This window comes from Staphylococcus lloydii (assembly GCF_015775975.1).
GTDB classification, from domain to species: Bacteria; Bacillota; Bacilli; order Staphylococcales; family Staphylococcaceae; genus Staphylococcus; species Staphylococcus lloydii.
In genome coordinates this window covers 2,362,538-2,383,250 of sequence record NZ_CP064056.1, presented here as the reverse complement: position 1 = coordinate 2,383,250, position 20,713 = coordinate 2,362,538, and the positions used below count along the sequence as shown (strand labels likewise).

Sequence of the window (20,713 nt, the reverse complement as noted above, 5' to 3'; positions counted from 1 at the left end):
TAAGTGTACAGACTATAATGTAAAAGGTGACTAGGTGTTAGTGTTATTAAATAATAAGAAGAAGCGGACCCGTTTCATCGGGCCCGCTTTTGTATCCATATGTGTGCCATCAACAAGAATGAATAGACGTAATGACTGTACCTAATTTACATATTTAGGGTTAATGCCGTATTTATTTGATTGTTCATTACCTCTCGTACAACACACTGCAAGAGAGATAATACCTAATATTAAGAATGCAGCAACTATAACGATGAAGATAACAGCAATAATTATATTAATCACATTATTAAAAGTAAAATCAATATTTATACTTGGTATTAAATCGTTAATGTCAGCTAAAATTGAAAATACAAATAAAATAACAGGTATTTTCATCGTCATATCTAAATCGTGAAACCGTCTTACAGTCACTGTAAAGCTAGGCACTAAATTCACAATTGAAAATACAGTAGCTATTGTATAAGTCAACCATGAAGGTAATGGTAATACTGAATTAAGTATGCTTGCTACAATTTCAATAATTAATGTAGCTAATATAGGATACCAAAATTCCTTACGTCGAGCCCTACCATGAATTTTTAAAGCGTTAAGCCAGTATAACTTATAGTAATGTAACATATAGTAGCCACCTTATTTGTAAATAATTTATATTGTGTTAAATAATAATACGTTTACACTAATATACCAAATTATTATAAATTAAAAAAGTGATTATTAATAGTTTATAACAATGTTTCGTATGAAACATTTAAAAAGACCACACACCACTATATAGGTGTGTGGTCTTAATTTATTTATTTGTAGTAAGAGACGTTTGTTTTTTGTCGTTTTTTATAAGTAATGTACAAATAAATCCAATGATTAATAAGATAGTTGTAAAGATAAATGCAGCATCTATACCTTGTACTGTTGCGTGCTGATTCATCACTGTTTTGCTTTCTGTCATCGCATGTTGAGCTGCATAACTTTTTCTAACGATGGCTAAAATAGTAATCATAACTGCCGTACCAATTGCACCTGCCATAATACGTAAGAAGTTCATAATAGCTGTACCATGAGAGATATTTTCGGCATTTAGTGAATTAACACCTTTCGTATTTAAAGGCATAATGATTAAAGCTACTGAAAACATTCTTATTGCATATATTACGACAACGTACCAATAAGGTGTGTTTGATGATAAGAAACAATGTAATATTGTCATTATTATCAATAGTATAAAACCAGGAATAGCCAATACTTTCAAACCGTATTTATCATAAATTTTTCCTGTGTAGACTGACATAAATGCATTTACAACCGCGCCGGGTAAGATAACAAAACCTGAAAGGATTGCAGATAAACCTAAACCAGATTGGATATAAATAGGGATTAATAATGCTGGCCCAACGATACCGATAAATAGAATCATTGAACTTACTGATGATAATGCAAAAGTTCTATTGGCGAATACGTTTAAATTTAATAAAGGATTATCGATCTTAATTTGTCTAGTTACAAAGATACCAACAATGACTAAACCGACAATTAATGAAATAATAACGATAGGTGAATTAAAGCCTAAGTTACCTGCACTACTAAAGGCATACAACATTAGACCAAATCCTAATGTAGAATAGACGACAGATGTCTTATCTAATTCTCTATGTTTTGTAGTGTTATTACTTTCTACAAAGATGATACCTATAATAAATGCGATAATTGCTATTGTCGCAACAACGATAAAAGGTGCTCTCCAACTAAATGTATCAATTAAGAACCCTGTAAGTGTTGGTCCGATAGCTGGTGCTGATTGTGCAACAATACCAGTAAGACCCATCGCGAAGCCACGTTTTTCGGAAGGGAACAAAGTAAATACTGTAAATTGCATTAACGGAAGTAACAAACCAGCGCCAATAGCTTGAATTACTCTGGCTACCATCAGTAAACTAAAGGTAGGAGAGAAGGCTGCCAAAATGGAGCCGATTAAAAAGGCACTCATCGAGAAAATATATAATGGTCGCGTGTGGAATCGATCCATTAGAAAAGCAGTTAATGGAATCATAATCCCATTGACTAACATAAATCCTGTGATAAGCCACTGGGCAGTCGTTTCATCAATCTTTAACCCAGTTGTAATAGCTGGTAAAGCAGTGTTAAGTAATGTTTGGTTAAGCATTGCAACGAAGGCACTGCCAAGCATTACTAAAATAATTGTATTTCTTTTTTTAGTCGATATCATTTCGGACGACATAAACATTACCTCTTTTCTAAAACTTCACAAGTATAAATTTTAACGCTTTTTAGTTAGCAAAGCAAACCTGTTGGTTTTAAAAACTAATATAAAAATTATTAGAATTTTTAAAACATTAAAGTTATGGGTTAGAAAAAGAGGAATAAAAGTTTAAAATAGAGTGTATATAAGTAAAAAAATGTTAAGTGTTTTCAAAGCAGTATAAGTGTGACAATGATGAATTTTATAATAAATAAAAATAGAGTTTACATATAAATTGGAGGAGTAGCATGGATGAGTCAGCTAAAATAACTAAAAATTGGGCAATCGTCTTTGCGATTGTGTTCGTAGCTTCTACATTACGTGCGCCCTTAACTTCAGTTGGTCCAGTTATAGAGCACATAAAAGATGCGATGCATATTAATAATAGTGTTGCAGGTATTTTAACAACAATACCATTACTCGTATTTGCTATAGTTTCGCCTGTGGTATCAAAAGTAGTTGATAAGTTAACGATGTCACGTACGATCGTTTACAGTACGCTATTATTAATAATAGCGCTAATCATAAGGGTGTTAGGAGATTTCAATTTATTTATAATTGGGACGATATTGTTAGGTATAGCGATTGCTTTTGGTAACGTCGTATTACCAAGTTACGTCAAATGGTCGTTCCCGGCTCAAATAGGTATTGCGACTGGGATGTATAGTGGGACAATGAATTTCACTGCTGGGATAGGCGGAGGAGCGAGTGTGCCATTGTCTCAAATGACCTCATTAGGCTTCCGTGTTTCATTAGCATTTTGGATTGTATTTGGTATTATTGCTTTGGCACTGTGGTTGCCTAACGTGAGTAAAGGCGTCAAAAGTGAACAGCGAGATCATATCAATCAATCAAAACAACCAGATAGTAATAAAAAAGTTAAAGTACTTAAATCAAAATTAGCATGGACGGTAGCTATGGTAATGGCATTTCAATCGATGATTTTTTATACAAATGTGGCTTGGATGCCTACTATTTTGATAGATCGTGGTTTAAGCCCAAGTACTGCAGGTTACTTATTTATGCTAAGTCAATTTGCACAAGTACCCATGACTTTTGTTTTTCCTATATTGGCATCTAAATTGAAGGACCAAAGAATATTAGTTATTATAATTGCGTTTTTATTTATTACTGGATACTGTCTATTCTTTACACATGCTTTAATATTCTTAGTGATAGGTATCCTCATTATAGGATTGGCAATGGGCGCGTGCTTTAGCCTTTGTATGACATTTTTCTCTATTCGTGCCCGTACTAGTAAAGGTAGTATAGCCTTGTCAGGTTTTGGACAATCTATTGGTTATTTGATAGCTGCAGTAGGACCATTTTTTGTAGGTTGGTTGCACGATACAACGGGAGATTGGAATTCAGCAATTATAGCTTTGATAACGATGGCGGTACTCGTACTAATATTTGGTTATCCAACTGCTAAAAATAAAGTGATTGAGGATCAGCAATAATAATTTCATAAAGATGTATACTTAATTTTTGACTTACTAACATGGAGTGACAAATAAAAATGATTAAAGTAAAAGAACCTAACCCAATTTATTTAGAAAATGAAGACGCGCAACATGCAGTATTATTATTACATTCATTTACTGGAACAGTGAGGGACGTAAAATTGTTAGCCACTAAACTAAATAAAGCTGGTTATACTTGCTTAGTACCTGCATATCGAGGACATGGACTAATGATTTCGGAGTTAATGCAGTATACCATACAAGATTGGTGGCAAGATGCATTAGCAGGTTACCAACAATTAAAAAATGAAGGATATAAAAAAATTACAGTATTAGGTGTCTCGTTAGGTGGCCTATTATCTTTAAAACTTGCTGAGGAACAAAAAGTACACTCAGTAGTAGCCATGTCTACGCCATATAAAAAAGATGATGCAAGTTTAGAAATGCGTCTAAGACATTATGGTTCACGTATGGGGCAACTTATTGGTTTAGATAATGACGAAATTAATCGACAAATTGAATTAATCCCTCAATATGAAGCAGGTTTATATGAGTTTAAGCGTATGGTTGATGATATTATGTCTAATGTTAAACATATAGATGTTCCAATTGCGATCAAGTATGGTAAAGAAGATGAACTTTCATATGAGAAAAGTGCTAATTATATTTATAAACAAATTCAGCATTCTGAAAAGTCGATTAAAGGTTATGACTTAGCCCACCATTTAATGACGCAAGGCAAAGGTAAGGAAGCAGTTGAACAAGATACATTAGCTTTTTTAGCGCAATTTAATTAATAGAGAATTAATGACGACAAGCAGAGTGAATATTCACTCTGCTTTTTTTTATTCATAACAACGGAAACTTTTGGTGATTTTTTACTTTTCTAACGCTAGATTTTACTACTTTACTAATTCGACTTCTCAATAAAAATCAGAAGAATATAATAACATCAGAAAATAATTTTTTAAGTGTAGAGAGGAGATTTCGATGCCACTATGAAGAGATATTTTAATGATTTAAGTAAAAAGAATTACAAAAATTATTCATTAAGAAAGTACAAAGTAGGCGTTATTTCAGCATTAGTTTCTTCAGTTTTAATATTTGGATTATACAATGACACAATTGAAGCTGCTGAAGGAGAAAATAAACAAATTAGTTCAGCAAAAGTTACACAAAGTAACCAACCAGCAGTTCAACAAGGCAAAGCATCAACTGCACAGAGGAATAAATTAGGAACAACAGTTGGATCGATTTTAGGTAAAGGTGTGGCAAGTGTAGACAAAAATGGTTTTGTTACGCTATCAGACGGCACAAAAATACCTTTTATTGGTAGTTTCTCAGGTTCCCCAGCTAAGCCTAAAAAGTCACCCAGTCAAAATAATAAACAACCAACGGTACCACCAGTCTCAACACCACCAGCTACTGATAAACAACCTGATGTAAAAGATAATCAAGCTAGTAAACAAAATGGCGTAAATAGCAATGTTCCGCTAGAAGGTAGTAATACAAGTAATAGTCAGGTCCAACCACAAGACAACCAACAACAATCTGGTAACCCATCACCTGAATTGAAAGGTGTTAAACCACAAGATAGCGCCCAGAACGATATTAAAAAGCCACAAAACGAGGGTACACAAGATAATCAAAATAATAAACAGCCAACGGCACCATTTATTAAGAAGCAACCTGACGCAAAAGATAATCAAGTTAGTCAGCAAAACGATACAGCCAATGATAAAGCGATTAATAGTAGTCCGCTAGAGAAGGGTAATGCAAGTAAAAGTAAGGTCCAGCCAAAAGACAACCGTAAACAACATGGCGCAACAGATGAGCAGAGAAGAAAGATAAAAGAAGCGGTTGAAGAAATTTTTGGTAAAGGTTCTGTGGAAACTGTAGACCAAGATGGCACTGCTACACTAAGAGATGGCACAGTAGTACCTTTTGTAGGTAAATTCTCAAATCCACCATCTCAACCAAATAAGAATACAGTAAAACCAAGTCAAAATAATAAACAGCCAACGGTACCATCAACCTCAACATCACCATCCAAGGAGAAACAACCTGACGTAAAAGATGATCAAAATGGAGTATCAGATGAACTGAAAAAGCAATTGAAAGAATCAGTTGAAGAAATTTTTGGTAAAGGATCTGTCGAAAGTGTAGACCAAGATGGCACTGTAACGCTAAGAGATGGCACATTAATACCGCTTGTTAAAAATTTACCAAGTCCACCATCTCAACCAAATAAGAATACAGTGAAACCAAGTCAAAATAATAATAAGCCATCGGCACCACTAGCCCCATCACCATCACCATCGCCTTTCGGGTCGCCTTATGGTAATGATAATGGAGCAATAAGTCCTGAATTGTCTGATTGGCTTTTACCAAAACGTCCGAAAAACAAATCGGAAGTAAAGCCGAAACCACAACATAATAATTCAGTTGGACCAAATAATAGCGACTCTCCGAAAGGGCAAGAAGTTCCTAAAGGCGGAAATACATCTTCAAATAATGCGAGTGTAGTACCACCAGTTTCACCGTTATCGCCTTATGGTAGTAATAATGGAACAGTAAGCCCCGATTTAGCTGGTTGGCTTTTACCAGAACGTCCGAAAAACAAATCGGAAGTAAAACCACAAACTAATGATTCAGTTGCACCAAATAATAATGACTCTTCAAAAGAGCAAGAAATTCCTAAAGGCGAAAATAAAGGTGGAAATGCATCCTCGAATAATACGAGTGTAGTACCGCCTAGTAATAATACTCAAGGTTCTCAAAACCCATCACCAAAAGAAGTTCCTAATGCGATGTCTAATTCACAATCTCAGTCGTCTCAACAAAATCAAAATTCACAGCAAAAACCAGACGCAAAAGATAAAGAAAATAGTAAACCAAACAGTGGAATCATTAATCAAATACTAAGCAATGTTCCGATTGTAGATGGCAATGCAAATAATAGTCAGGATAAACAAAAAGACAATCCGAAACCAGAAGTAAAAGATAAAGAGAGTAGTAAGCAAAACAATGGAATCATTAATCAAATACTAAGCAATGTTCCGATTGTAGATGGCAATGCAAGTAATAATCAGGACAAACAAAAAGATAATCCAAAACCAGACGCGAAAGATAAAGAAGGTAGTGAACAAAATAGAGGAAATAATAATCAACCATTAAGTAATGCTCCACTAGAAAATAGTAATGGAAGTAATAGTCAGGCCCAACCACAAGAAAATCAAGAACAATCGGGTAATCAAGCATCTGAAATGAAAGACATGAAACCACAAGATAATGCGCAGAAAGATACTAAAAAGCCACAAAACATGGGTGAAGCAGAGGGACAAAATAATAACCAACCACTAGCGCCTCCATCTACGAATCAACAACCAGACGTGAAAGATAAACAGGATAGTGAGCAAAACGAAGGAAACAGTGATAAACCATTAAGTAATGCTCCATTAGAAAATGGTAATGGAAGTAATAGTCAGGCTCAACCACAAGAAAATCAAGGACAATCGGGTATCCAAGCACCTGAAATGAAAGACATGAAGCCACAAGATAACGCGGAGAAAGATACTAAAAAGCCACAAAACATGGGTGAATCAGAGGGACAAAATAATAACCAACCACCAGCGCCTCCATCTACTAATCAACAACCAGACATGAAAGATAAACAGGACAGTGAGCAAAACGAAGGAAACAGTAATAAACCGATGAATAGTGCTCCACTAGAAAATGGTAATGGAAGTAACGGTCAAGCCCAACCACAAGACAATCAAGGACAATCGGGTAATCAATCACCTAAAATGAAAGATATGAAACCACAAGACAACCCGCAAGAAGATATTAAAAAGCCACAAAGCATGGGTGAATCGGAGGGTCAAAATAGTAACCAACCGCCAGTACCACCAACTGTTGAGCCACAGCCTGAGGTTAAAGATAGAGGAGATAGTAAGCAAAACGAAGGAAACAGTGATAAACCGATGAATAATGTTCCGTTAGGGGAAGATAATGGAAGTAATGGTCAGGCCCAACCACAAGACAACCAAAAACAATCGGGTGATCAAGCACCTAAAATGAAAGACATGAAATCACAAGATAATGCGCAGAAAGATATTAAAAAGCCACAAAATATGAGTAAACAAGAGGGTCAAAATAAAGTAGCACAACCTCCAAGAGATGCTTCAAGTAAATTAGCTACAAAACCAAAAGCTAATCCATCTGATCACAACTTAAATAAAAATGGAAAATTAGCATTAGACCAATCTAAAGGCCATAAAGTGAAAAATGATGATTCACGTGTAGCGAAAGCTAATAATATGATGCAATCAACGCCAAAAGCAGCTAATGTTAAAAAAGTTCAGAAAGTGGCAGCGACAAATAATAAGGCGAATGTTGTAACTGCACAAAACATGAAACAAGGAAAAACTACTACGTCTGCAACGAAAAATAAACAAAATGCATCTAATAAGAAATTACCAAATACTGGGGATAGTACTCCAGCCACTACACCAATGCTAGGTGCAGTATTATCATTATTAGGTACTATAGCTTTAATAGGTAGACGTAAAAAGCAACAAGATTAATACTAATTATAAAAGGCATACCATCAATAAAAATTGATGGTATGCCTTGATTGTTGTAGGTATTATTGTTTCACCCAAAAGTTTGTATAATCTTGTTTCTCGGATATTTTGAAGTCTATAATCTTTTTCAGTAATTTATAGTCTACTTCTTGTGTCCATAAAATACGATATAAATTTGCAGTTTGACTGTAGCCAGCTTGTTCTATTTGAGGACTAAACTGTTTCATCCCTGTGGCTTCTGGATTAATGGAAAAATGTTGTTTAGCGCTACTAAATCCAATTATAAATGTGCCATGGTGTGTGAACATTGGTTGATTCCATTTTATTGTAGTTTCTAGTTCTGGATAATTTTCATGAATCCAATTAAATATTGTTGTTAGTTTATCTCTATGGTTGTCGTCTTTTATCGTTTGTAAATATTCATTAAATATTGCCATTTTTCATAGCCTCCTAATCAGTTGTCCAATATTTAATAACAACTGTTAGCATCAGTATATATTACTTATACTATTTAATCAGTTGAAATGTATTGTTTCTAACTGAAAGAACAAATCAATGTATTAAGACATGCTTTGTTGGGATTTATTTCTTAGGAAATAATCTATGATTAGTCCTAGTATAGCTAATATTATAAATGGCAGTAGCCACGCTAATTGATAATTTGAAAATGGTAAGAGTTTATACAAGGCGTTAATGTTTTTACTAATATTGAAATCGGATAAAATTTGCAAAATTGATATAACCAAAGTAATAATTGTTGGAATAATAAAAGCATATTTTAATTCGATTTTGATAAACATACTAACAAAGGACATTAACACTAAAACGATAGATGTTGGATAAATAAATGTTAATAATGGTACTGCTATTTGTAAGATTAAATTTAAACCTAGTATTGATACGATAAAACCGAGTAATGAAAAGAGTAAAACGAATTTTTTATAAGATATCTTAGTCAACTTTTTCATTGCAAATGCTGAACATGCATTCACTAAACCAATACAAGTCGTTAGGCAAGCAAGTATTACGATGATTCCGAAAATAAGATTGCCTAAAGGTCCAAATACGCGTAATGTATTATAAGTTAAAATATCAGTACCATTTTTAAAGTCGTGATGTACTGTTGTTGCACCTAAATAAGCTAATGAAAAATAGATTACTGCTAAAAGAATGGCAGAAATAAAACCAGATTTAGCGACACTTGTCATTAGTTGTTTGTGTTCAGAAATACCATTTAGTTTAAATGTTTGGACGATGACTACTGAAAATGCGAGTGCAGCAACTAAATCCATAGTGAAATAACCTTGTAGCACACCTGAAACGACTGGCATATGAACATATTCACCGGTAGGGTGTTTTATAGATGTTTCCGGGTGAATAAAGACGAGTACACATAGTAATAAAATAATAAATATTAATATAGGTGTTAAATATTTACCTAAATTATCGACAATTCTATTAGGATATAATGAGACAATATAAACTACAAAGAAAAATAATAATGAGAAGATAATTAGTGTAAAGTGATTATGTACGGGCAAAATATTTTTAGTTCCTATTTCATATGCTACGTTAGCGGCACGTGGTATACCATATAAAGCACCAATAGATAGGTAGACACATATTGCGAATACTAGACCGAATATCGGATGTACTTTACGTCCAATACTTTCAACGCCGCCGTTCATATAGGCGACTACGATAACTGTTAAATATGGCATAATAATACCTGTGATAGCAAAGCCACACATTGCTAACCACATATGATTTTGTGCAGTATAACCTAACATAGGTGGGAAAATAAGATTACCTGCTCCAAAAAAGAATGAAAAAAGCATTAATCCTGAGATTATAATTATTTTATTCATGTTGATGTCTCCAACTATTTTTATATTAAATATTCTAGAAAATTAAATTTCCGAAAAACGAATATAGCATAACATAGTATTGTACAGAGTACAAAGAATTTTCTGATAACAAGACTTTCAAATTCACAAAAAAAGACATTACTAAAAAGTAATGTCTTTAATTCTGTATAAGCTAAATGTTATTAAACTGATTGCTTATCTCTATCAATAGTCTTATTGGTTTGCTTAATATTCATATAATAATTGTAAGGTTGTTTACCCATTACGAACCTAAAGATTTTAAATTCTTTTAAAAATGTGCCAACGCCTATACAGATACCTAATACGAGTAGTAATGAAATTGCTAAAAAGACGACTGTATGACGTTCGAAAATACTTGTATATTTAAATAAAGATTCCAAAATAATTGGGTGTAACAAGTAAATAAAGAATGAAAATGCACTTACTATGGCGACACTGTTGTACATTAGTTCATTGAAATGAATACATATGCCTAATAATAGTAAAAACATAAGAACATTAAATACAGTTAAAGTATCTGTAAAGCTTGTGACATTCCAATAATCGTGAGGATAGGCGGTTATAAACACAATATATGCTATAGCAGCAAGTGTTATAACAATGACAATATAATTTTGTAAAAATGATAATATCGCTTGATAATTATATCCGATAAATCCACCTACGAAAAAGTAAAATATCCAACCAAGAATAAATGTGTTTTCGCTTAATGGATAGTAATGTAAAAATGCATCATGAAATTGTTCATGCGAGTTAAAAAAGTATAAAAATGTTTGTTGTACTATAAATGATGCGATCAATAAAACCTTACTATTAAATAACTTATGGTTAATTTTATAAATGATATAACTTAAGATGAAAAATTGCATTATTATTAAAATGAAATAGCCATACCATTGGCCTAATATTACATTTTCTAAAAATTGATGTTTAAAAGATGAAGCTGTATATAGTGCTTCACTGTAACTATAAAATGTGCCCATAATTAAATAAGGTATAAATATATATTTAAATCGTTTAATAAGGTATTGAATGTTTACTTGTTTATAACTGAGTGTCGTTAGTAATTGAGACAACATTATAAAAGCAGGTGTCCCAAAAATAATAAGGTTACGTAAATAATAAAGAAATTTTAATGAATTTTGATCGATATGTTCATTTTCTAATGTTAGCTGTGTTAAAAGATGGGTGACGATTATAATCATACATGTAAAAGTTCTGAGATAAACAAGTTCAATCTTATTTTTCTTCATTATGAAAACCATCCCAACGTTTTATTAATTTATTGAATGAATTTTGATTGACGAGTATTCTCGGTAATAAATAATTATTAGTATTTGGTGTAATAGGTTTTTCTTCTAAGGTGAATCCATATTTTATGCCTGCTTTCTTTACAGCCGGGATGCTTGAGCGATTCATCTGACCATAAGGGTAAGCTATAGCTTTATTGTTAATATTGAATGTTTGATGTAGATATTGATTACTGTCTTTAATATCTTCTGTAAGTTGCTTTTGAGGTACTGTTAAAAATTTAGGTTTATCATGTTTTTGTAAATCATGAAGATTATTTGAATGAGAAGCAAATTCCCATAAACCAGAATCTTTCATTTCTTTAAGTTGATTAATGTTGATTAAATTTAAATTATGAAAATCTTGTGATCCAACGTGTTGCGTTATCACAAACCCAGTACTCGGAACTTTATGCTTTTTCAAAATAGGATAAGCATTATCATATATATCCTGATTCATATCATCAAAATTTATCCATACGCTCCGTTTCGGGAACTTTCCTTTTTTCTTGTATTTTATAACTTCATTAAGTGTTAAAAAGCGAGCATGATGCTGTTTTAACCATTTAATTTGTGAATCGAATTGCTTTGAAGAAACACTATAATTTTTCAATTCTTTACTGCTTGAAAAATTTAATAAAAAGTTATTATAAAGATTGTCCTTTCTTACTCTATGATAATTTAAAGCTAGAAGACTATTATCACTATAATCTAATTTCTTTTTGGCTTTCGCTTCAGTATTATGTGAATAGGCGATTAATGTGAATGTAACGACAAGTAACAAGGATATAATTAGTTTAGTTGTTTTCATGTATATCTATCTGCCTTTTTATTAATGATCATTCGTATTATAAATAATAGAAAGATAAAAATTGTGAAAATTCCCATAGACGTAAGTAAATTAATAAGCTCGCGACTTTCTATATTTAGTACAACCCTAATTAATGCCACGGACTCAATATTTGATCTGAAAAGCGTTCCCAAATATACAACGATAACTGTTAAACAATAGACCCAAAAAACTAATGAAACCAATATTAGTACACTTTCACGAAATAGATTAAGCGTTGATGTTACTGTTGGATATTTCCTCTGTCTGGGCTTGACCATGTCGCGTATCCTCCTTTTTTCCTTTTGATTGCGTTTGGTAATGCAAAGATAACTACAGCGGCGTTAATTAGCCAATACATAACTGGATACCAACTTAAGAAGATTAAACCAAAGAGATTTTTCTTTTCATAACGACTGTCTATAGCTAAAGCAATGGTGAACTGAATAATGTTAATAAACGTCATTGTAAAAGCGGACAGTAAGAATATTGAAAAACTGTATTTAAAGAAATAATAGTCAAAGAAATTTGCTGAGATAATTATAAAGGCGAGGTATATAAGAACCAAATATACCCAGATAATTGAGCATAGTTGTTCAATCATTAAAAAGATAAGTGCGAAGCGTTTTGATTTCATTGTTGCTATAAAGTCCCTCAATATAACTTCATGTCCACCTTGAGCCCAACGCACTCTCTGTTTCCACAAACTTCCCAACATTTCTGGAACTAACATCCAACAAAAAGCATTCGGTTCATATTTAATTTGAAAATTGTGGAGATGTAATTTCCATGAAACTGCTATATCTTCTGTGATCATGTCGGTATCCCAGTAACCCACTTTTTCCAATGCGCGTTTATTGAAGAGCGTAAATACACCAGAAACAGTGTTTATTGCACCACATAGCGATTGGCTGCGTTTGATACAACCAATGATACTAGCGTATTCGATTGTTTGAATTTTACCTAAAATTGAACTTTTATTTCTAATTCTTGGGTTTCCTGTAACTGCCCCTAGATTTGGATCGTTTTTAAAATTGCGTATCATCCAATAAGGCGCGTCTTGGTCAACAATGGCATCAGCATCCAAACACATAACATAATCATATTTGGCATGTGTAACACCAGCATTTAGTGCATTTGCCTTGCCTCTATTATTTAATAAATCTACAAATTTAAAATCATATTCATTTAGCATCTCACGTACAATGTCTGCCGTATTATCAGAACTACCATCATTAATAACGATGATCTCTTTATTCTTATAATTTAAAGCCAAGACATTATGAAGCGTGTTTCTAATTGTTTCACCTTCGTTATAACAAGCGATCAAGAATGAGATTCCTAATTCATCATCATAACGAGATAATTTTTTTGAACGGCCAAACTCTTTACTTAAGTAGTATATTAAAGAGCCGACAATCCAATAAATCGACATAAAAATGGGATAAAATAATAAAAAATTAAAATATTTTATTTACACAACCAACCTTCCGTTCGGTAGTTCTGGAAACTAATATTAGTTTAAACTGTTTATTTTTGCAACTTAAAATTGCTATACTTAAACAGCAACATTTGTTACTTAAATGTAATATCTTGTAATGAAGATTGTTCAAAACATAAATGAGGTGCTACTGTTTTGAAAGATAAGATTATAGATCATGCAATAACTTTATTTGCTAAAAAAGGTTACTATGGTACGACTTTAGGCGATATTGCAAATCAAGTTAACTTGAAAAAGGCAAGTATATATCATCATTTCAGAAGTAAGGATGAAATTTTTACTGAGAGTGCATATGAATGTATAAATTATTTACGTGATTTTATTGTTAATAACATGCGTGAAAACACCTATTCAAATAGTGCTCTATATCAATTTTTATTTAAATTCATCTTCGATGTGGAAGATCGTTATATAAGACTTTATGTTCAATTAGCTTTTATACCGCAACAATTTAGTGAAGAAATTTATAATAAAATACAAAGTATTCATAAAATAGTTGATGAAGAAATAGTTAAGTTTTACCAACAAAACCAATATTCAATTAACGTAGAAGAATTTCATAATATGATTATGATGTTTTTAGAAAGTTGGTATTTAAGATGCACTTTCATAGAACGTTTTGGAGATTTGGAAGAAAATAAGAATAAATTTAAAGATGAAGTCTATTCAATTATTAATCAAATGACAAATGAATAATTATATATTTTTGTAATAAACCAAAATATTTGTAATAATAATTACACAAATTTTCGTTGTGTGCTATTAAGAAAAAATAAAAATTTGACTATTTTTATTTAACTTGAGAATATGAAATGATGTGTAAAATTTATTAAACCTAGTTCTTAATTAAGGACTAGGTTTTTTTATGTGAATTAATTTGTTTCTATTGAGTTCCTTTGTTAGACATGATATATTATTTTCTGCGCTCATTGAACGCTTTAACGTAATAAAGTTAGAAGGATGACGATTATGAAAAATCAATCGCAATGGAAAACATCGACTGGATTTATTTTAGCCAGTGCAGGTTCTGCTATAGGTTTAGGTGCAATGTGGAAGTTTCCATACATGGCGGGCGTATATGGTGGCGGCGCCTTTTTACTTTTGTTTTTAATTTTTACGCTGCTTGTAGGTCTACCTCTATTAATTATGGAATTTACAGTTGGTAAAATGGGGAGAACTTATACCACTAAAATATATGAAAAATTAACAGCGCGTAAATGGCTAAATATAATTGGGTGGAATGGTAACTTAGCTGTATTTATTTTATTTGCCTTTTACAGTGTTATTGGCGGATGGATAATCATTTATCTATTTAAAGTGCTTATGCAATTAGTTACTTTTAATGACAGTGCATTAAGTAAAATTAACTTTGATCAAATTATTACTAATCCATGGCTTACTATTGTTGGCCAAGGTATATTTATCTTATTAACCATGATTATTGTCATGTTAGGCGTAGAACAAGGGTTAGAAAAAGCTTCGAAATTTATGATGCCATTATTGTTTATATGCTTAATTATTATCGTCATTAAATCACTATCATTAGATGGGGCAATGGCAGGCGTGCGTTACATATTGGAACCACGTTTAGATGATATATCGGTAAAAGGGATCTTATTCGCGTTGGGACAATCGTTCTTTACGTTATCATTAGGAACGACTGGTATGATTACTTACGCAAGTTATGCATCGAAAGAAATGACAATAAAAACTTCGGCAATCTCAATCGTTATCATGAACATTTTGGTATCAGTATTAGCAGGACTAGCTATTTTCCCAGCAATTTCTGCTTTCGGTTATAAACCAACTGAAGGGCCTGGATTATTGTTTAAAGTGTTACCTAGTGTCTTTGAACAAATGTCTTTCGGTACGTTGAGTTACTTTGTATTTTTAATTTTATTCTTGTTTGCGGCGCTAACATCTTCTATATCATTATTAGAACTTAACGTTTCTAACTTTACCAAAAATGATAATACAAAACGGAAAAAGGTAGCTGTAATAGGTAGCATTTTAGTATTCCTATTAAGTATTCCTGCAACGTTATCGTTTGGTAGTCTAAGTCATATACAATTTGGTGTTGGATCTATATTCGATAATATGGACTTCCTCGTTTCTAATATATTAATGCCATTAGGTGCGTTAGGAACGACTTTAGTAGTGGGACATTTATTGAAAATAGAAGAACTCAAAGCGCATTTTGGTAGAGACAAATTTAAATTGTTCATACCATGGTATTTATTGATTAAATTCGTACTACCTGTGGTTATTGTTGTTATCTTTATCGTCCAATTTATCTAAATAATTTAGAAGCTTTGTGGTGTTTTACCACAAAGTTTTTTTAAAAAACATTTTTATAAAAAATTAAATTGTACTTGACTATTGACTATAATAAAAACTTATAGTAAAGTTTTATTACATTTCATTCTATATAAATATTTATATAGAATATTTTTTAACATCTATATGTAAGCGGTTGCATTTTGCGACTCATAATTTTTGTGATAACGATCAAATTAAAATAATAAGGGGCGTGCTAAATTAGATAAAATTGCTTAACTTTATATTTTGATTTTCCATTGAGACAAAAGGACGAAAAATTGAATTTTGTAGTAACTAAACTGTTTAATAGAGGTGTTAGAAATGAAAGACAAACAACAAAAGTATAGTATAAGAAAATTTAGCGTAGGTGTATCGTCCATTGTTATTGCATCTTTATTTTTTATAGGTGCTGGAACGGCGTCTGCTGATGAGTCACAACAAGCCATTCAAGATAATGACAACAAGACGGAGACGACCTCTCCTGATCAAAGTAACCGTGCGAAAGTTGACGAGGGGCAACAAAATAATGTAGATGATACTACTGTACATAATAACGAAAACGTCGCTAATACAAATAATTCAATAGATGTAACGAACGAGCACAATGCACAAACTAAGCAAGCTCAAGAGAATAGAGAAACAGAAGCAAATAATGAATCAATTAATGATAAGAAAAATGAAACTAATGAAGGAGTTTCACAGCAAGAATCACAACAAGCTTCTTCAAAAACTGATTTATCAAAACAACAGCAGACAAGCGATAATGACAACAACCAAACAACAGAACAAACAGATGAAAATGATGCCAAAGAACAAGTAGTAAATAAAGCTACACAAAGTGAAGATAATCGTACTTCTAATAAAGAAAATCAACAAAATACAAAAAATAATGATAGTGTTGATGATAAGAAAAATGAAGTAGATACAGCTTTACATAATAGTAAGAAGGATAAACCAAAAGATGTAGAAGAACCATCAAATAAGCAACAAGACATCGAAAACGAACAAGACTTATACAATAAAACAGATGAATTAAATGCAAGCACACAAGAAACAACAAAAAATAAACAAGATGCTATAAACGATCAAACAACAGTAGCAACACAACAAGATAAAGAAACTTCATTAAATGCATCAAATAAAAATAAAATAGCGAACCAAAGTGAGAATGTTAATAATAACAAAGTAACTGAACATGACGAAGATACTAGCACAGCTACTAGTAACAAGCAGGATAGTGCATCTTATGACAGTATAGAAAAGTTAGCAGCTGAAAAGACAGCAAATCATAAAGATGATAAGGCACCGGCAGACGGTATCAAGTCTTTAAAAAATAACGCTGTTGCTACAACGAATACAAAAACGACACAACGTGAATCAGAAAATGTAACAGATCAACCTGGTAAAAAAGCGAAGCAAGGAGAATATAAAAATCAGGATCCAATTATTTTAGTGTATGGTTTTAATGGGTTTACTGATGATAAAAATCCTATCGTTTTATCTCATTACTGGGGTGGAGATAAATTGAATATTACACAAGACTTAGAACAAAATGGTTATAAGGCATATGAAGCAAGTATCGGCGCATTGAGTAGTAATTACGATAGAGCTGTGGAACTTTATTACTATATTAAAGGCGGTCGCGTTGATTATGGTGCTGCTCATGCTGCTAAATACGGTCATGAACGATACGGTAATACGTATGAAGGCGTTTATAAAGATTGGCAACCAGGTCAAAAAGTCCATTTAGTAGGGCACAGCATGGGGGGACAAACTGTACGCCAATTAGAAGAATTACTAAGAAATGGTAACCAAGAGGAGATTGATTATCAAAAAGAACATGGTGGTACAATTTCTCCACTATACCAAGGAGATCATGATAATATGATTTCTTCAATTACGACTCTAGGTACACCACATAATGGTACACATGCAGCAGATGAACTCGGTAATGAAGCGATTGTACGTCAAGCTATTTATGATTTTGTGAAATTAAGAAGTAATAAACTTACGAATGTTAATTTTGGCTTGGATCAATGGGGATTCAAGCAACGCCCAGATGAAACATTTATAGACTATGTAAAACGTGTTAAAGAAATGAGTAAGTTGTGGACGACTAAAGACAATGCGCTTTATGACTTAACAAGGGAAGGCGCTACGGAATTAAATCGTCAAACATCGATCAATCCTAATATTGTATATAAAACTTATACAGGAGAAGCGACACATACTTCATTACTAGGCAGACAAAGAGCCGATTTAAATTTATACTTACCATTTGCATTAACATCTAATGTTATAGGCAAGGCTAAAGAAAAAGATTGGCGCGAAAATGACGGTCTTGTTTCTGTTGTTTCTTCACAACATCCTTTCAATCAACCTTATACGGATGCAACTGATAAGGTACAAAAAGGCGTATGGCAAGTTACACCTGTACGTCATGGTTGGGATCACGTCGACTTTGTGGGGCAAGATACTTTGGATGCCACACATAGTAGAAAAGAATTACAAGACTTTTGGCATAATTTAGCTGCAGACCTTGTTCGTGATGAACAAGTAACTTGATTAATAATTTGAATAAGGAGGCTATACTATGACTGGAGATTTTGTGGGATTATTAGCATCAATATTTAGAGTGCTTAAATCAATATTTTCATAAGTTATAAAACAACCTGATTATATAATCAGGTTGTTTTTGTATTCGGCAATATTTTATGAATATCTAAAAAAGGGTAAATAAATAGAAATTTCACAAGAACAATGAGCACCAACAAATGGCAATATTATAGGCGTCTCGTATTGTTGTAAATATGAAGGAAAAATCAAGATACTAAGCGATAAAATGGACCAAATATTAAAAACTAAATTGTTGAACAATACTAGGAGGGCAAAGTAATGAAACTAATAGAATATACCACATCATATTTTAAACAGCTTGAAGATTATCAGTTATCTGAAGCGCAACTTCAATTTACTGGTCGTCCATTAGAAAATATATATAAGCAACAGGGTAAAAGAAATCACCCAATGCTATTATTGAATGATTGCGATGAGATTGTTACTTATTTTGGACTGCAGCAAGACCATGAATTTCACGAATACTATCCCAATCAACAAACATGGCTTATGCGTTCATATTCAACCGACTTACGCCATTTACGTAAAGGCTACGGCAAAGCGTCATTAACATTACTGCCAGATTTTATGCACCAAAACTATCCTGAGATAGAAACTGTGATATTGGCAGTAAATGAAAAAAATCAAGCGGCACAAAAATTATATAAATATGGTGGGTTTGTTGATAGTGGTCGTCGAGTATTAGGAGAAAAAGGAACATTAATCATTATGGAACTAACTTTATAAGGGTTGGGTGCTGTTAAGTACCCAATCCTATTTATGTAGAATTTCATCATTAATGAAATAAGTAGCAATAGATTAAATAGAATAAATAAAGATTCGAAAAAATCAGAAAATAGTGTTGACGATATATAGTGAATACCATATAATTCATATAATCTTATCAGAATAATAAGGAATATTGGAGGTGCTAGCGTTGATTGAGTTTCGCAATATTGACAAGAGATTTCATAAGAAAAAAGAGACCATTCACGCATTAAAAGATGTGTCATTTACTGTAGAGCAGAATGATATATTTGGAGTAATTGGTTATAGTGGCGCTGGTAAAAGTACACTCGTTCGATTGGTCAATCAATTAGAGAGAGCCACAAAAGGACAAGTCATAGTCGATGGACATGAGTTGGATACATATAAAGAACAAGAATTACGTACTGTAAAGAAGCAAATTGGCATGATATTCCAACATTTTAATTTGTTAAATGCTAAAACAGTTTACAAAAATGTAGCAATGCCACTGATTTTAAGTAAAAAAAATAAATCAGAAATAAAACAAAAAGTAGAAGAAATGCTTGATTTTGTTGGCTTAGCAGATAAAAAAGATCAGTACCCAGATGAATTATCGGGTGGACAAAAACAACGTGTAGCAATTGCTCGTGCATTGGTCACTAACCCTAAAATACTTTTATGCGACGAAGCAACAAGTGCTTTGGATCCGGCTACAACGAGTTCAATTTTAGATTTATTACAACGAGTTAATAAAACGTTCGGTGTCACAATATTGATTATTACCCATGAAATGGGCGTAATACAAAAAATATGTAATAGAGTAGCTGTTATGGAAAGTGGTAGTGTAGTTGAATTAGGCGACGTTAAGCAAGTTTTCAGCCACCCTCAAACACAGACGGCTAAAAACTTTGTGTCGACAGTTATCTCAACAGAACCTTCAAAAGAGTTACAGCAAACTTTTGACAGCCGAGATGACGATAATTATCAAGACTACAAGTTATTTTTAGATTCCGCACAAATTAATCATCCTATTATTAATGAACTTACCCGACATTATCATTTAAATGTTAATATTTTATTCTCATCAATGTCTACGATTCAAGATGAGACGGTGTGTTATTTGTGGTTAAGAATAGAACGAGATAATAGTTTTAATGAACAAAGTATTAAACAATACTTTGACACTAAAGCAATATCATTTGAGGAGGTGCACTAAC

16 protein-coding genes are annotated in these 20,713 nt (G+C 32.5%); 8 read left to right on the top strand and 8 right to left on the bottom strand.

The features are described from left to right. Positions 1–141: 141 nt before the first annotated feature. Both ISP08_RS11735 and ISP08_RS11730 read right to left on the bottom strand, forming a co-directional pair. Positions 142–621 (bottom strand): DUF805 domain-containing protein, encoded by a 480-nt coding sequence (locus ISP08_RS11735; RefSeq protein ID WP_195718732.1) that lies wholly within the window; start codon positions 619–621, stop codon positions 142–144. Between the two features lie 172 nt (positions 622–793). Beyond that, positions 794–2,236: an MDR family MFS transporter gene (locus ISP08_RS11730; RefSeq protein WP_195718731.1), complete on the bottom strand. Its 1,443-nt coding sequence runs from the start codon at positions 2,234–2,236 to the stop codon at positions 794–796. Positions 2,237–2,505: 269 nt separating this feature from the next. On the opposite strand from ISP08_RS11730, the gene ISP08_RS11725 reads away from it, so the two are divergent. From ISP08_RS11725 to ISP08_RS11715, 3 genes are all read left to right on the top strand, one after another. Next, positions 2,506–3,717, top strand: coding sequence for a CynX/NimT family MFS transporter (locus tag ISP08_RS11725; protein WP_195718730.1), 1,212 nt, complete (start codon positions 2,506–2,508; stop codon positions 3,715–3,717). A 59-nt stretch (positions 3,718–3,776) separates the two neighbouring features. Continuing rightward, positions 3,777–4,517, top strand: coding sequence for an alpha/beta hydrolase (locus tag ISP08_RS11720; protein ID WP_195718729.1), 741 nt, complete (start codon positions 3,777–3,779; stop codon positions 4,515–4,517). A gap of 201 nt (positions 4,518–4,718) precedes the next feature. Then, a complete protein-coding gene (locus ISP08_RS11715; RefSeq protein WP_195718728.1) occupies positions 4,719–8,306 on the top strand; it encodes a YSIRK-type signal peptide-containing protein in 3,588 nt (1,195 codons plus the stop codon). A 62-nt stretch (positions 8,307–8,368) separates the two neighbouring features. Here the strand turns inward: ISP08_RS11715 and ISP08_RS11710 are convergent, their stop codons facing one another. From ISP08_RS11710 to icaA, 6 genes are all read right to left on the bottom strand, one after another. After that, on the bottom strand, positions 8,369–8,743 hold the full coding sequence (locus ISP08_RS11710) for an iron chaperone (protein WP_195718727.1): 375 nt from the start codon (positions 8,741–8,743) through the stop codon (positions 8,369–8,371). Positions 8,744–8,866: 123 nt separating this feature from the next. After that, the gene (brnQ, locus tag ISP08_RS11705; protein ID WP_195718726.1) at positions 8,867–10,174 is read right to left on the bottom strand and encodes a branched-chain amino acid transport system II carrier protein; all 1,308 of its coding nucleotides are present in this window, start codon (positions 10,172–10,174) and stop codon (positions 8,867–8,869) included. Positions 10,175–10,356: 182 nt separating this feature from the next. Next, complete coding sequence (gene icaC / locus ISP08_RS11700; protein ID WP_195718725.1) at positions 10,357–11,448, bottom strand: polysaccharide intercellular adhesin biosynthesis/export protein IcaC; 1,092 nt, start codon at positions 11,446–11,448, stop codon at positions 10,357–10,359. After that, the gene (icaB, locus tag ISP08_RS11695) at positions 11,435–12,295 is read right to left on the bottom strand and encodes an intercellular adhesin biosynthesis polysaccharide N-deacetylase (protein ID WP_195718724.1); all 861 of its coding nucleotides are present in this window, start codon (positions 12,293–12,295) and stop codon (positions 11,435–11,437) included. Before icaB ends, icaC begins: the two co-directional genes overlap by 14 nt. Then, on the bottom strand, positions 12,292–12,594 hold the full coding sequence (gene icaD / locus ISP08_RS11690; protein WP_048792336.1) for an intracellular adhesion protein IcaD: 303 nt from the start codon (positions 12,592–12,594) through the stop codon (positions 12,292–12,294). Before icaD ends, icaB begins: the two co-directional genes overlap by 4 nt. After that, positions 12,558–13,787 (bottom strand): poly-beta-1,6 N-acetyl-D-glucosamine synthase IcaA, encoded by a 1,230-nt coding sequence (gene icaA, locus ISP08_RS11685; protein ID WP_195719345.1) that lies wholly within the window; start codon positions 13,785–13,787, stop codon positions 12,558–12,560. The genes icaD and icaA overlap by 37 nt, the downstream gene beginning before the upstream one ends. Before the next feature lie 162 nt (positions 13,788–13,949). On the opposite strand from icaA, the gene ISP08_RS11680 reads away from it, so the two are divergent. The 5 genes from ISP08_RS11680 (at position 13,950) to ISP08_RS11660 (ending at position 20,712) form a co-directional block, all read left to right on the top strand. After that, complete coding sequence (locus tag ISP08_RS11680; RefSeq protein ID WP_195718723.1) at positions 13,950–14,510, top strand: TetR/AcrR family transcriptional regulator; 561 nt, start codon at positions 13,950–13,952, stop codon at positions 14,508–14,510. 270 nt (positions 14,511–14,780) lie between these two features. Then, on the top strand, positions 14,781–16,112 hold the full coding sequence (locus ISP08_RS11675; protein WP_195719344.1) for a sodium-dependent transporter: 1,332 nt from the start codon (positions 14,781–14,783) through the stop codon (positions 16,110–16,112). 342 nt (positions 16,113–16,454) lie between these two features. After that, a complete protein-coding gene (lip, locus tag ISP08_RS11670; RefSeq protein WP_195718722.1) occupies positions 16,455–18,698 on the top strand; it encodes a YSIRK-targeted triacylglycerol lipase in 2,244 nt (747 codons plus the stop codon). Positions 18,699–19,028: 330 nt separating this feature from the next. After that, positions 19,029–19,496, top strand: coding sequence for a GNAT family N-acetyltransferase (locus ISP08_RS11665; RefSeq protein ID WP_195718721.1), 468 nt, complete (start codon positions 19,029–19,031; stop codon positions 19,494–19,496). Between the two features lie 190 nt (positions 19,497–19,686). Further along, on the top strand, positions 19,687–20,712 hold the full coding sequence (locus tag ISP08_RS11660) for a methionine ABC transporter ATP-binding protein (protein ID WP_195718720.1): 1,026 nt from the start codon (positions 19,687–19,689) through the stop codon (positions 20,710–20,712). Position 20,713: the final 1 nt, after the last annotated feature.